The organism is Pigmentiphaga sp. NML080357, from assembly GCF_002188465.1.
Classification (GTDB): domain Bacteria; phylum Pseudomonadota; class Gammaproteobacteria; order Burkholderiales; family Burkholderiaceae_B; genus Pigmentiphaga.
This window is the reverse complement of the sequence record NZ_NINW01000047.1, coordinates 1-14,040: the sequence shown is the minus strand read 5'-3', so window position 1 is coordinate 14,040 and position 14,040 is coordinate 1. Positions and strand designations below refer to the sequence as shown.

Here is a 14,040-nt window from a genome sequence, read left to right as displayed (position 1 = left end):
TCCCCGAAGGATTCCCATGACCGTGCTGCCTCATCTGGCGGCTCGCCTGTTCGGCGTGCCGCTGGCGATCCATCGCCCGAAACTCGACGTCATCCTCTCCGTGCTCGGCGCACGCATCGGCCTCGCCGATCTCGCCGCGCCCGTGGGTTACACGCCAACGGCGCGCGCGCCCACGCCGGTCAGCGGCAAGGTCGCTGTCATCCCGATCCACGGCACGCTGGTGCGCCGCACCTCTGGCCTCGAAGCCGAGTCGGGCCTCGCCAGCTACGCCGGCATCGCCGCGCAACTGGACGCCGCGCTCGCCAGCCCCGAGGTCGCGGCCATCCTGCTCGACATCGATTCACCGGGCGGCGAGTCGGGCGGCGTGTTCGATCTGGCCGACCGCATCCGGGCGGCGTCGCAGCTGAAGCCGGTCTGGGCCGTGGCCAACGACATGGCATTCTCGGCCGCCTATGCGCTGGCGTCCGCCGCCACCCGCGTGTTCGTCGCGCGCACCGGTGGTGTCGGTTCGATTGGCGTCATTGCGATGCACGTCGATCAGTCCGCCAAGGACGCCAAAGACGGCGTTCGCTACACCGCCGTGTTCGCGGGCGAGCGCAAGAACGACCTCAACCCGCACGAGCCGATTTCCGACGCCGCGCACGCGGTGCTCAAGGCCGAGGTGGATCGCGTCTACGAGCTGTTCGTCGAGACCGTCGCGCGCCATCGCGGCCTCGACGCGGGTGCCGTGCGCGCCACCGAAGCCGGCCTGTTCTTCGGCCCGAATGCCGTCGCCACCGGACTGGCCGATGCCGTCGGAGGTTTCGACGACGCGCTCGCCCAGCTCACGCAATCGCTTTCCCCACTCCCGACTCTGGTGACTCCGGCCAGCCAAGCGGGCCTTCTTCGCAACCACCAGATGGAGTCTTCCATGAATGAACGATCCGACCCCGCTGCTCTTGATCGGCCTCTTGCCGATCCCGCTGGCAGTTCTCCTCAACCGTCCGCCGCCACCGCGTTGAGCGTGGCCGACGCCATCGAGATCGCGCAGACCTGCACGCTCGCCAATCGCGCCGACCTGATCGCGGGCTTCCTCGAAACCAACACCGCGCCCGCCCAGGTGCGCAGCCGACTGCTCGCGGCGCAGGCCGAGGCCAGCCCCGAAATCGTCAGCCGCATCGCGCCCGATGCCGCGCGTCCTGCGGCCAGCAATCCGCTGATCGACGCGGCCAAGCAGCTCGCGGCCCAGTCCACCAAGAAGGAGATCTGAAATGTCCGTTCTCGCCGAACCGCTGAATCTGGGCGACCTGCTCAAGTTTGAGGCGCCCAACCTCTACTCGCGCGACCGCGTCACGGTCGCCGCCGGCCAGAACCTCCCGCTGGGCGCGGTCATCGGCATCGTCACCGCCACCGGAAAAGTCACACGGATCGACCCGTCCGCCACCGACGGCACGCAGGTCGCCGCCGGCGTTCTGCTGCAAGCTTGCGACGCGACGCTCGCCGACCGCGACGACGGCCTGATTGTCGCGCGCCACGCCATCGTCGCCGACCACGCGCTCGCGTGGCCCGCGGCCATCACCAACGCCGAAAAACTCAGCGCCGTGGCGCAGCTCAAGGCGCTGGGCGTGCTCGTCCGTCAAGGAGCCTGACCATGAATAACCCCTTCAGCAATCCCGCGTTCTCGATGGCCGCGCTGACCGCCGCCATCAACATCCTGCCCAACCGCTACGGGCGTCTGGAAGAACTGAACCTGATGCCACCCAAGCCGGTGCGCCAGCGCCAGATCGTCGTCGAGGAAATGAACGGCGTGCTCAACCTGCTGCCCACGCTGCCGCCGGGTTCGCCCGGCACGGTCGGCGTGCGCGGCAAGCGCAAGCTGCGCTCCTTCGTCGTGCCGCACATCCCGCACGACGACGTGGTGCTGCCCGAGGAGGTGCAAGGCATCCGCGCCTTCGGTTCGGAAACCGAAACCGAGACGGTCGCGGGCGTGGTCGCGCGCCATCTGGAGACGATGCGCAACAAGCACGCGATCACGCTGGAGCACCTGCGTGTCGGCGCGCTCAAGGGCGTGATCCTCGACGCGGACGGCTCGGTGCTCTACGACCTGTTCGATGCCTTCGAGATCGCGCAGCAGACGGTGTCCTTCGAGCTAGGCACGGCGGGCACCAACGTCAAAGCCAAGTGCGGCACGGTGCTGGCGACCATCGAGGAAAACCTCAAGGGCGAGTTCATGAACGGCGTCCACTGCCTGTGCTCGCCGGAGTTCTTCGCCGCGCTCACCGGCCACGCCAAGGTCGAGAAGGCGTTCGAGAACTGGCAGAACGGAGCCATCCTCATCAACGACATCCGTCGCGGCTTCACCTACGGCGGCATCACCTTCGAGGAGTACCGGGGCCAGGCTACGGACGCCAGCGGCACCGCGCGCCGCTTCATCGCCGCCGGTGAGGCGCACGCCTTTCCGCTGGGCACCATCGACACCTTCGGCACCTACTTCGCGCCGGCGGACTTCAACGAGACCGTCAACACGGTCGGCCAGCCACTGTATGCCAAGCAGGAGCCGCGCAAGTTCGACCGGGGCACGGACCTGCACACCCAGTCGAACCCGCTGCCCATGTGCCACCGCCCGGGCGTGCTGGTGAAGCTGACCGTCTAATGGTGCGCGTCGAGGAGCTGTACGCGGCGGCCGCGGACGCGGGGCTGCTGGTGGATGCAGAGGTCGGCGGGCAGATCGTCATGGTGGACTTCCTTGCCCCGGACGAGACCGTGCTCGATGGCCTCGCGCTCTCCACCGACTACACGATGCGCTTCCTCGCCTCGGCTCTGCCCGATCTGGCCGTGGGCCAGGTCGTGAGCATCGGTGGCACGAGCTACCGCGTGCGCGACGTGCGGGCCATCGGTGATGGCAGCGAGCGGCGTGCCGATCTCACCCGCATTTGAGGACTCTGCCTATGAACTCCATCCGTGAGCGCATCTTGCGGGAGGTCGTGGCCCGTCTGTCGGCCGCTGTCGCACCCGTTCCAGTGCTGCGACAACCGGCCGTGCCGGTCACCCGCGACGCGAGCCCCGCGCTGCTGCTCTTCGCCGAGAGCGACCGCATCACCGGCTACGCCAACCACCTCGTCGACCGGGTGCTGACGCTGCGCCTCACCGTGGTGGCGCGCGGCGATGACGCGTTCGACCAGGCCGACCGGGCGATGGTAGACGCCCACTCGGCGCTGATGCCTGACGCGACCCTCGGCGGCCTCGCGCTCCTGCTGCACGAGGTCGATGCCGAGTGGGATGCCGAGGATGCCGACGCTGGCGCCGTCGCGCTGCCGGCCCGCTACGAGATCCGCTACCGCACCCATGCCATGGACCTGACCCAGAAAGGATGACTTGCCATGACCGTTGAACTCATCAAACCCCACACCCATGCCGGCGTGCAGTGCGTCCCCGGCACGCGCCTCGATGTCGACGAGGCCACCGCACGCTGGCTGATCGAACGCGGCGTCGCCAAACCTACCGAGGCGCCCGATGAGCCGGGCGTCAAACCGCAATCCACCGCACGCAAGGGAGACTGACCATGCCGTACTTTTCTGGACAAGGCCGCGTCTACATCGGCGCCCGCGACACTGCCGGCAACCCGCAAGGCCTGAGTTTTGTCGGCAACGTGCCCGAGCTCAAGGTATCGCTGTCCGTGGAGACGTTGGAGCACCAGGAGTCCACCAGCGGACAACGCCTGACCGACCTGCAGCTGATCAAGACCAAGAAGGGCGAATTCGCCTGCACGCTGGAAGAGCTGATCGCGGTGAATCTGGGCCTGGCGCTCTACGGCACGACCATCGAACAGGTCAGCGGCACGGTGACGGCCGAGGCACTGCCCAACCCGGTCACGGCAGGAAGCCTGTACCTGCTCGCCAAGCAGAACGTCTCCTCTGTGGTGGTCAAGGACGCCTCGGGCACGCCCAAGACGCTGCCCACCGCCCAGTACAGCCTCAATGCGAAGCACGGATCGCTGGTCATCAACGACAAGACGACGGGCGGCCCCTACGTGGAGCCGTTCAAGGTCGACTACGCCTATGGAACCGCGCAATCCACCGCGTTGTTCACGCAGCCGCTGCCGGAGCGCTGGGTGCGTTTCGAAGGCCTGAACATCGCCGACAGCAACCGCGAGGTGGTGATCGACCTGTACCGCGTGGCGATCAACCCGGCCAAGGAACTGTCGGTGATCACCGACGAACTGCTGAAGTTCGAGCTTTCCGGACAGGTGCTGGCGGACACGCTCAAGCCCGCTGCCGGCGACCTCGGTCAGTTCGGCCGCATCGTGCTGCTGTGAGGAGTACACGATGACCACCTCTGACCTGGATGTTCTCGTCCCGCAAACCCAATCCCTGGAGATCGCCGGGCAGCGCCTGACGATCAGCCCGCTGGTAATCGGCGAGCTGCCCGCGATGCTCAAGGCCGTGCGGCCCTTTGCCGAGCAGCTGACCGGCGAGCCGGACTGGCTGGCTTTGCTCTGTGAACACGGCGATTCCTTGCTCACCGCTCTGGCGTTGGCCAGCCGACGCCCGCGTGAATGGGTGGACGCGCTGGCGCTCGACGACGCGATCACGCTCGCCGCCACGGTGTTCGAGGTGAACGCGGATTTTTTCGTGCACCGGGTCGCGCCGAAGGTCAGCACGCTCGCGCAGTCTCTGAGCGGACGGTTGGCTGGAGCGACGCCATCGCCCGCCTGATCCGCAGTGGCCACCGCTACCCGGACATCCTCGGCTACACGCTGGGCCAGCTGAACGCGTTTCTGGCCGCCGACAGCCGTCTCGAGCGCGAACGGCTCTCCACCCAGCTCGCGGTCATGACCACCGCCGCCCAGGGCAACCGCGAAGGCATCCGTCAGCTCCAGGCCGAACTCCAACAGGGAATGCGCGATGAAGATCGATCTGGTCGCTGAGGGCTTGCTGGATCGTCGTCGCTTCAACGCCTGGCAAACCGATACCCACAAAACGATCCACACCGCCGTCGCCCGCGCGATGCGGGATTCCGGCAAAGAGATGGCCGAGCGGGTGCGGGGCGAAATGCGCGCCAGCTTCAAGGTTGCAAGTCCCAAGTTCCTCCGGTCGATGCACGCCAAGGTGTTCGACCGTAAAGCCACGGAATTTCCGGCGCTCTACATCGGCTCGAAGGTGTCCTGGCTGGGCCTGCACGAACAGGGAGGAACGATTCGGGGGCGGATGCTGATCCCGCTGCTGCCGCAACACCGGCGTATCGGACGCAAGGCGTTTGCCCGGGTGATCGATGCGCTGATGCGATCCGGCAATGCCTGGTTCGTCGAAAAGAACGGCCAGCAGATCCTAATGGCCGAGAACATCGGCGAGAACGCCCGGCCGCTGGCGCGCTTCCGCAGCGCCGAGCGGGAGCGCACCGGCGCCAAGCGCATCAAGCGTGGCCAGGAGATTCCTGTCGCCATGCTGGTGCGGCGCGTGACCCTCAAGAAACGTTTCGACCTTACCCGTTCGGTGCGGGTCGATCTTCCCCGCCTGACGGCGGCCATCAGCAAGGCAATGTCGAAGGTTTGAGCAATGGCGAATAATCGCGCGCAGATCCTCATCACCGCCGTCGATGAGACGCGACGCGCCTTCCAGTCCGTCCAGGGCAGCCTCTCGCGCCTGCGCAGCGAAGCAGGCCAGGTGGGAGAAGTCCTGTCCCGCATCGGCGGTGCCATCGGTGTGGGACTGGGTGTGCGCGAACTGGTCGAGGTCGCCGACCAGTACAAGAACCTGCAGGCGCGCCTGCGGCTCGCGGTCACCTCCCAGGAGGAGTTCAACCGCGCCGACGCGGCGTTGTTCGAGATCGCGCAGCGCAACCGCGCACCGCTCGCCGAAACCGTCACGCTCTACGCGCGGCTGGCGCCCTCGGTGCAGGCGCTGGGGCGTTCGCAGGCGGACGTGCTGGCGGCGACCGATGCCATCGGACAGGCCGTATCGCTCTCCGGCGCCTCCAGCGAGGCCGCGGCCGGGGCGCTGTTGCAGTTGGGCCAGGCCTTCGCCTCGGGACAACTGCGCGGCGAGGAATTCAACTCGGTCATCGAGCAGACGCCGCGTCTGGCGCAGGCCATCGCCGACGGGATGGGCGTGCCGCTCGGCTCGCTGCGGGCCCTGGCGCAGGAAGGAAAGATCACGTCCAAGGCCGTGCTCGACGCCTTGCTCAAGCAGCGTGGCCGGCTCGCCGAGGAGTACGGCAGCCTGCCCGATACGGTGTCGGGTGCGCTCACCCGTCTCAGGAACGCCTTTCTGCGCGCCTTCGGCGAGCGCGACACGAGCTCCGGCCTGACGGCAGGTCTGGCGCAGGCGATCCAACTCGTCGCCCAGCATCTCGAACTGCTGATCGATCTGGCCGGTGTCGTGCTGGTCGCCGCCTTCGGCCGCATGGTGAGTGCCTTTGCGACCAGCATCGCCGCCGCCCGAGCGGAAGCGGCGGCGCGGCTTGCCAACCTGCGCACGCTGGAAGCCGAGGCGCTGGCACGGGTTCGCCTCGCCGATGCGGCCCTGGCCCAGGCGCGGGCGCAAGGCCTCGCCACCAGCGCACTGGTCGTCGATGCGGCCAAGGCCCGGCTGCAAGCCACCGCCGCCACCGGCACCGTGACGCAGGCCGTGGCCTCCACGTCGCTGCTCGGTCGCGCGGCGGGTCTGTTGCGCGGGGTACTGGCACTCCTGGGCGGCCCCATCGGCGTGATCGTGACCACGGTGACGCTTTTGGCCGGGGCCCTCTATTCAGCGCGCAACGCCCTGGTCGAGTTCGGCGGCAAGACCGCTTCGATCAAACAGATCGTCAGCGCCACCTGGGACCTGGTGGTCGAGAAGGTCGGCGACGTCGTCAGCGCCCTGGGGCGGCTGGTCGGCGCCAACAATCTGAGCTGGGCGCGCGTGCGCGAGGTAATGCTCAATGCGATCCGAGCCATCGGATCTGCCATCCGCACGATGGTCAATGGTGTCATCGGCGCCTTCAACGCGGTCGGCAGCGTCGTCGGCGTCACGGCTGCCTTCATGGTCGAGCGCTTTCGCAATGCCTTCTCCGACATCGGGGAACTGGCGAAGGCCTTGGGCCAGGACGTGGCAGCGGCCTTCAGCGGGGACTTCTCGATGCAGTCGCTGCGTGCCGTCCTCGGCCGCCGACTTGGCGAGATGCGCGACTTCGGCAAGCAACTGGCGGGGACCGTGCGCGACGCCGTGACGCGCGATTACGTTGGCGAAGCTGCTCAGGCCATCGCCGGTCGCATCCGACCCGATAAGAACCAGCCCGGCGTATTCGGCCGCCCGCAACCACCGGCCAAGCCGACGCCCGACAAGGGTGTCGAGGCCGCCAAGCTGGCCCTGGTACAGGCGCAGGCCGAGGCGGAACTCAAGATCCTCAAGGACGCACTGGATCGCCAGGCGCGCGAACTGGATGCGGCACTCGAAGGCCGGCTGATCTCGCTGAAGGACTACTACGCGGCCAAGACCCGGATCGAGCAGCAGGAGATCGATGCAGAAATCCAGCGTGCGCAGGTATCGCTCGCCCAGCAGCAAAGCTTGGTCAAGACGGGCAAGGACGAACCCACCCGCATCAAGGCGAAGGTCGAAGTCGCCAAGCTCGAAGCGGAGCTCACGGTCCTCAACAACAAGCGCGCCGACGTCGAGGTCGCCAATGCCCGCAAAGCGGTCCAAGCCGAGCGCGAGCTGCGCGAGGAACTCGCTAAGGTCCGCGACGAACTGCTCGATCTCACCGGTGCCGCGACCAGCCAGGATCGCCGCGCGGCTATCGAGCGGCAGTACCAGAGCTTGATCGAGCGGCTGCGCGCCGAGGGTGACACCGAGGGCGTGGCCACCGTCGGTCGGCTGATAGACGTCAAAGCGGCGGCGGCCGATCTGGCCGAGTACGAGCGACAGTTCAATGATGCGCTCGCGCGGATGCGTGCCTCCGAGGAGTCGATCAACCTGCAGCGCCAATCGGGGCTGCTCACGGAATCGCAGGCCCGCCAGCAGATCCTTGCGCTGCACCAGCAGACCGGCCAATCGCTCGATGCTCTGCTGCCGCAGTTGGAGGCTACCGCCACAGCCATCGGCCCGGACGCCGTCGCCCGGGTGCAAGCGTGGAAGAACGAGATTGCGCAGGTGAAGTTGGTGGTCGACGACGTGGCCGTCGCCATCGACGGTGCGGTCCAGGATGGATTCGCCCAACTGTTCCAGGACATCGGCAGCGGCGCCAAGTCGGCGAAGGACGCATTCGCGGATTTCGGTCGATCCGTGCTGCAGACGATCAACCGCATCGTCTCGCAGAAACTGGCCGAGGCCTTGTTCGGCAGCCTGATGGGCGGCGGTAGCGCGGGCGGCGCGAGTGGACTGGGCGGGTTGATCGCCTCGTTCTTCAGCAGCGGCTTCGCCACGGGTGGCTACGTCACCGGCCCCGGTACCTCGACCAGCGACTCCATTCCAGCGCGCCTGTCCCACGGCGAGTACGTGGTCAACGCCCGCGCGGTGAGCCGGCTCGGAGTGTCCTTCCTGAACGCCATCAACGGACTGTCTGCCGGGCCACGTTTTTCCGGTGGGCGCTTGGCCTTTGCCGTTGGCGGCCTCGTGCCGGAAGCCCCCGCGCAGCCAACCCCGGGCCAAAACATCCGCATCGTGAATGTGATCGACCCGACGATGGCGGCCGACTACCTCAACAGCAGCGCCGGCGAGCGCGTGGTGATGAACCTCATCCAGCGCAATGCCGCCTCCGTTCGCAACATCCTTGGAAGATAAGAATGGCCTGGACTTCTGGCACCGCAACCAATGCCGCCGACCTGTTCAACAAGCTGATCACGTTTCTGACCTCCGACGCGACGCTGGTCGCCGGAGGCGAAGCCTGGACGCTGTTACGCCGTGACACCTTCACGCTTGACGCGAAGCGGGATCTGGCCGAACTGCGGGGCCCAGGTTCCTCGGCGGGCGATGCGATTTACGTCCAACTGGCCCTGTTTGCCGACGCTGCGGCACCCGCGTATTCGATCCGGGTGCTCGGGTCACAGTCCTGGCAAAGCATCGTTTCGATCAACACACCCGAGGGCCAGCCGGGCAGTCTGCTCTCGGGTGCCGGTTCGCTCGGCATCGTGCCGAGGATGCCGCTCTTCAACAGCGCGATCAGCTACTGGTTCGTCGCCAACGGCCGGCGCTTCATCGCGGTGGCGAAGTCCTCGGCGTATTGGGGCGCGCTCTACGCGGGCTTCATCCTGCCTTACGGCACCCCGACCCAATATCCGTACCCGCTATTCATCGGGGCCAACACATCGCGCGGCGACAACTACCAGAGTTCGGATCTCGATATCGCGGGCAGCGCCTTCTGGCGCAACGATGGTGAATACGGCAGCTACAGCGCGGCGCTCCTGCAACCGAGCGGCGGCTGGGTCGGCACCAACCGCTTCGATACGACCTACACCGGTCGCGCCTGGCCCTGGGCGATGTCGTTGGAGACCAGGAAAAACAGCGCCGGGCGCTACGACCTGGGCAATCTCACGCAGTTGCCGAGCGGCGCGAGCCCGCTGCTGCCGGCGATCCTCTATGACTGCGCGACGACTCGTCCGTTCTCGATATGGGGCGAGCTGCAAGGCGTGTTTGCCGTGCCGGGCTTCGGAGTGGCCGCTGGCGACACCGTGACCGTGGCCGGCAAATCCCATCTGGTCGTGCAGGCGGCGACTTCCACCAACGCGGCGCGCTTTGCCGCCATCCAACTCGCTTGAGGCGATCATGGCTTACATCACCGGTGCGTCGGCCGACATCAACACGCTGCTGACTGCCATCAAGAATTTCGCGGTCGCCAACGGCTGGACGGCCAATGCAACCGACACCTTTACGCTGACCTTTCCGACCTATGGATCGAATGGTGGCGCCACTCACGCCGGCACGACGTCGATGATTTCCTCGGTCAGTGGCTCCGATGCGTACAAGAACCAGTCGGAAACGAGCCTCGTCGCGAACCGGGTCGTGCTGACCAAGAACGGCTTGTCCTACCAGCTGTTCGCGGTCAACAAGAAGCTCTACAAGAACGGCGTCAATGGCACCTACGCCTGCCTGGAGGCCTGGGTGTGCGACGGCTTCGCTGCCGGCACGGCCGCCAACCTGCAGACCAACAACCGAAAGTTCGTGATGGTAGGTCCCTTGGCCACCTCACTCTATGCCTACCACCTGTTTTCCAACGGCGACTTCGTGCACGTGGTGATCGAGGAAACGCCGGGCCGATTCCGCCACCTGTCGTTCGGCTTCATCAACAAATACGGCGCCTTTGCCGGGGGCCAGTATCTGACCGCAGGATGCCCCATCGAATCGTTCACGACCACGGCCTACGCCTTCAACAGCTCGAATCAGATGGTCCCGTTCGGATCGAACGGCCAAGGGCTGTCGCGATCGGCGCTCGCGTCGAACGGTTATCCCGGTACCTACGTCCGAGCCGACATCGACGGCTGGACGGTCGGCTGGCGCCTGCTTTCGACCGGTGTCTGGGATACGGCCAACCTGGATGCCTACGGCTGCACGACCTTTTCCAACTCGGTGAACAACCGCGCAGGCTATATCTCGGGGGGACCCCAGGTTTCCTTCCACACCCTGGCACACGATCTGGCCTACCACTGCTCCCCGCAGAGCTACAACGGCCTGGCACCGATGATGCCCTGCTACGTGGGCGTCAATCGCACGCCCTACGTCGGCACCTGGACGCTGCTCGGTGAATTCCCCGATGTGCGCTTCCTGAACATCTCCAATTTCAACCCGGGCGACGAACTGACCCTCGGCACCGACGTATGGAAGATCTTCCCGCTGTGGAACAAGGCCTACACGCTCGGGGCAGAACCGATCAGCTACGACTACGGCCTGGCCTACCGCAAGGTGGTGTAAATGCCCGACTTCGTCGGAGCCTTCACGTCAAACATTCTGGGCGGCGCAGCGGCCGCCGGGATGAACAGCCTGTGGGACGGCGGCCGTCCCGGGTATTACGAGCCGGCCACCGCCGTTGCCGCCATCGTCGGTGCGGTGGGCGCCATCGCGAGCGGCCAGCCCTCGCCCGAGGCCCTCATCGTGCGGACCGGCGCGCACTGCGGTTCGTTCTCGGACGACTACTACCACCGGATCTACCTCGCGCCTGCCCGGATCGAGTTCGGCAACCTCGTCATCCCCACGACCCGTACCGTCGAAGTCTGGAACGCGTTCCTGGACCCGGTGACGATCTTCCAGCTCGACGGCGACACCGAGGGGCTGTCCCTGGGCTTCTTCCCGCCCGCGAGGATGCGGGCGCTGGAGGACATCTTCTACGAGGTCACGGCGACGCTCGACGGCCCGAGCTTCGTTGATACGCTGCTGACGCTGCATTTCTCGGCTGGCGGCACGCGGAATCTGGCGATCAGCTATGGCCGCGTGCTGGTCATGGGTCTGCTGCACGATTGGCAAGGTGGCTTCACCGAGCGGCTGGAATGGCTCACCGACGTGCTGACGATGCGCGACGGTGGTGAGCAGCGGGTGCGGCTGCGGACCGATCCCCGGCGCTCGTTCGAGTTCGACGTGCTGGAGTACGGCAACGGCGGGCAGCTGGACCTCTTGATGAACGTCTGGCAGTCGCGCGTCTATGCCGTGCCGGTGTGGACCGACAAGGCTTGGCTTGCGGCCGCCATCCATCCCGGCGACACGGTGCTGGCCGTGAGTACCACGGACCTGGACTATCACGCCGGTGGGCTCGCCATCGTCGGCTCAAGCGCTGGCGCCAGCGAGGCACTGGAAGTACTGTCCCTGACCGCCGGGACGATCACGCTCAAGCGCCCGGCCTTGGGGAACTGGCCCGCAGGCTCCTGGATCGCCCCGGCACGGCTGGGACGGTTGCCCGCCCAGCAGACCGTCACCCGGCCAACGGCGGCGATCTCCCAGGCCAAACTCCGGTTCGAGCTGGAGGACCTGGCCTCGCCGGTGACGGCGATCAGTTCGCCGATCCAGTACCGGGATTACGACACGCTGCTGCAGCACCCGAACCGGGTCGAGGACGTCAGCATCGACTATCAGCGACTCGTCGATGTGTTCGACGTTGAGACCGGCACGCCTGCGGTGATCGACATCCCGAACCGCCCCTTCATCGTGCGCCGCCATCAGTACTTGCTACCGGACCGCACCCGGCTCACTGCGATGCGAGGCTGGCTCGCCGCCCGCGCCGGGCGGCAGGTGCCTTTCTGGGTGCCGACCTGGGAGCGTGGCCTCGAAGTCGCCCAGCCCTTCGCCTTGGATGCCACGGAAATTCTGGTCCAGGGCCGGGGCTTCGCCACCTACTACCAGGCCATGCCCGGTAGGCAGGACGTGGCCTTCCTCCACAACGACGGCACCTGGTTCTTGCGCCGCATCACCGGGTTCGAGTTCGTGGACGGGGTTGTCGAGCGGATGCGGATCGACGCCGCGCTGGGACGGGCCTGCGTGCCATCCGATTTCCGGATCGTCTGCTTCCTGGAATTGGCCCGGCTGGAGAGCGATGCCGTCGAGATCTTCTTCGAGACGGATCGCGTGGCGCGGGTGACCTTGCCGCTTCGGAGCATCAACGGATGACCTATCAGAACCAAGAAAACAGCCTCCATGCCGGCCAGCCGATCGAGCTGTATCGCTTCGCGCTGGGGACCACCATTTGGCGCTACACGTCGGCGCGGGATGCCGTGACCTACAATGGCGAGCCGTACATCCCGGCGCCGATACGGCGCTCGGAGATCGAGCAGACGCAGGAGTTCGGCCGCGCAATGCTGAATCTGGAAGCGGCACTCGATATCGGCGTGGTGCAGTCCTTCATCGTGACCCCGCCCGATGGCGTGCTGTCGCTCACGATCTTCCGCCAGCATCTGACTGACCCGAACGCTGAGTTCATCACCTGGTGGAAAGGCCGTGTCGTGTCGGTGGTATTCAGTGGCGTCACGGTGCAGATGCGTTGCGAGCCGATTTTCACGACGCTCAAGCGTTCGGGGCGGCGGGCGAACTACCAGATCAACTGCCGTCATCCGCTCTACCACGGCGGCTGCAAGGTCAACGCGGCCGATTACAAAACGGCCGGCATCGTCGAGAGCGTGGCGGGGCTGGAGGTGACTGCGTCCGTCTTTCTGCCCAAGCCGATTGCCTGGTTTGTCGGCGGACGCCTCATGGCCGCCGGGGCGCAACGGATGATCGTCGCCAGCTCCGGCGGCGCGGTGACCCTCTCGGCGCCGATCCCCGGCCTGAAAGCCGGCGACGCCTTCGAGGCGTATCCGGGCTGCGACCACACGCTCGCGACCTGCGCCGCCAAGTTTGGCAACCAGCTGAACTACGGCGGTTTCCCCTACATCCCGGTGAAGAACCCCTTCACCGGCGACGCCATCGTTTGAGGCTTTTCCATGTGGCAATACCTGATCGTGTGGGTGATCACGACGGTCCTGTCGTCGCTGCTCGCCCCCAAGCCCAAGACCACCACGCCGCAGCCCGGCGATGTCGATGCGCCGGTCGCGGCGACCGACAGCCCGATCCCGGTGTTGTTCGGCACGCGGACGATCAAGCAGCCGAACTGCGTCTGGTTCGGCGATGTGCGGACAACGCCGATCAAGACCAAGGGAGGCGGCAAGAAATGAGCGAACAGCACAGTACCCGGCAAATCGCCACCCACCTCGATGCCAAGGCGCTGGGCTATTGCAATGCTGGCCTGCGCCGTTGGTTTCCGCGCGACGGCGTGACCTTCGAGGATTTTCGCCAACAAGGCGTGACCACTGGCTGGCTTCGGGCCACCGGGGATGCGATGGCCATCCGGCTGGCCGAGCACGTTGAGCAGCAGGCCCTTTCTATAACGAACGAGGGAGCCAAGGCATGAGCGGCGGCGGCAAAGGCAGCAAGAGCGTCACGGTCGGCTACCGCTACTACGCCGGGATGCATCTGGCGCTGTGCCACGGGCCGGTCGATTCGCTGAACAAGATCGTGGTCGGCGAGCGCACGGCGTGGTCGGGATCGATGACGTCCAGCGGCCAGATCACCATCAATCAGCCCGACCTGTTCGGCGGCGACGACCGCGAGGGCGGCATCGTCGGCGCCGTCG

General features: G+C 66.5%; 17 protein-coding genes. All 17 read left to right on the top strand.

What is annotated here, in order from left to right; translation table 11 throughout:
• Positions 1-16: 16 nt before the first annotated feature.
• On the top strand, positions 17-1,249 hold the full coding sequence (locus CDO44_RS21590; RefSeq protein WP_087782352.1) for a S49 family peptidase: 1,233 nt from the start codon (positions 17-19) through the stop codon (positions 1,247-1,249).
• 1 nt (position 1,250) lies between these two features.
• Positions 1,251-1,628 carry a head decoration protein gene (locus tag CDO44_RS21585; RefSeq protein ID WP_087782351.1) on the top strand — a complete coding sequence of 126 codons (378 nt, stop codon included), beginning with the start codon at positions 1,251-1,253 and terminating at the stop codon, positions 1,626-1,628.
• A gap of 2 nt (positions 1,629-1,630) precedes the next feature.
• On the top strand, positions 1,631-2,632 hold the full coding sequence (locus tag CDO44_RS21580) for a major capsid protein (RefSeq protein ID WP_053822753.1): 1,002 nt from the start codon (positions 1,631-1,633) through the stop codon (positions 2,630-2,632).
• On the top strand, positions 2,632-2,916 hold the full coding sequence (locus CDO44_RS21575; protein ID WP_174782328.1) for a hypothetical protein: 285 nt from the start codon (positions 2,632-2,634) through the stop codon (positions 2,914-2,916). The genes CDO44_RS21580 and CDO44_RS21575 overlap by 1 nt, the downstream gene beginning before the upstream one ends.
• An 11-nt stretch (positions 2,917-2,927) precedes the next feature.
• Entirely contained in the window at positions 2,928-3,353 is a 426-nt protein-coding gene (locus CDO44_RS21570) for a hypothetical protein (protein ID WP_053822752.1), read from the top strand.
• A 6-nt stretch (positions 3,354-3,359) separates the two neighbouring features.
• Positions 3,360-3,539 (top strand): hypothetical protein, encoded by a 180-nt coding sequence (locus CDO44_RS21565; protein WP_087782350.1) that lies wholly within the window; start codon positions 3,360-3,362, stop codon positions 3,537-3,539.
• 2 nt (positions 3,540-3,541) lie between these two features.
• The gene (locus CDO44_RS21560) at positions 3,542-4,294 is read left to right on the top strand and encodes a hypothetical protein (protein WP_087782349.1); all 753 of its coding nucleotides are present in this window, start codon (positions 3,542-3,544) and stop codon (positions 4,292-4,294) included.
• Positions 4,295-4,304: 10 nt separating this feature from the next.
• On the top strand, positions 4,305-4,694 hold the full coding sequence (locus CDO44_RS21555) for a DUF6631 family protein (RefSeq protein ID WP_060784897.1): 390 nt from the start codon (positions 4,305-4,307) through the stop codon (positions 4,692-4,694).
• 189 nt (positions 4,695-4,883) lie between these two features.
• Positions 4,884-5,531, top strand: coding sequence for a DUF6441 family protein (locus tag CDO44_RS21545; protein ID WP_053822749.1), 648 nt, complete (start codon positions 4,884-4,886; stop codon positions 5,529-5,531).
• 3 nt (positions 5,532-5,534) lie between these two features.
• Complete coding sequence (locus tag CDO44_RS21540) at positions 5,535-8,735, top strand: tape measure protein (protein ID WP_087782348.1); 3,201 nt, start codon at positions 5,535-5,537, stop codon at positions 8,733-8,735.
• A gap of 2 nt (positions 8,736-8,737) precedes the next feature.
• A complete protein-coding gene (locus tag CDO44_RS21535) occupies positions 8,738-9,709 on the top strand; it encodes a hypothetical protein (RefSeq protein ID WP_087782347.1) in 972 nt (323 codons plus the stop codon).
• Positions 9,710-9,716: 7 nt separating this feature from the next.
• Positions 9,717-10,859 carry a hypothetical protein gene (locus CDO44_RS21530; RefSeq protein ID WP_087782346.1) on the top strand — a complete coding sequence of 381 codons (1,143 nt, stop codon included), beginning with the start codon at positions 9,717-9,719 and terminating at the stop codon, positions 10,857-10,859.
• Between the two features lie 60 nt (positions 10,860-10,919).
• Entirely contained in the window at positions 10,920-12,542 is a 1,623-nt protein-coding gene (locus tag CDO44_RS21525) for a hypothetical protein (RefSeq protein WP_144389565.1), read from the top strand.
• On the top strand, positions 12,539-13,342 hold the full coding sequence (locus tag CDO44_RS21520; protein ID WP_087782344.1) for a phage BR0599 family protein: 804 nt from the start codon (positions 12,539-12,541) through the stop codon (positions 13,340-13,342). The genes CDO44_RS21525 and CDO44_RS21520 overlap by 4 nt, the downstream gene beginning before the upstream one ends.
• Positions 13,343-13,351: 9 nt before the next feature.
• Entirely contained in the window at positions 13,352-13,582 is a 231-nt protein-coding gene (locus CDO44_RS21515; RefSeq protein ID WP_009521773.1) for a hypothetical protein, read from the top strand.
• Positions 13,579-13,818: a hypothetical protein gene (locus CDO44_RS21510; RefSeq protein ID WP_087782343.1), complete on the top strand. Its 240-nt coding sequence runs from the start codon at positions 13,579-13,581 to the stop codon at positions 13,816-13,818. The genes CDO44_RS21515 and CDO44_RS21510 overlap by 4 nt, the downstream gene beginning before the upstream one ends.
• Positions 13,815-14,040: hypothetical protein (locus tag CDO44_RS21505; RefSeq protein ID WP_144389456.1), on the top strand; the 226-nt coding region annotated here is incomplete at its 3' end. The genes CDO44_RS21510 and CDO44_RS21505, both read left to right, overlap by 4 nt.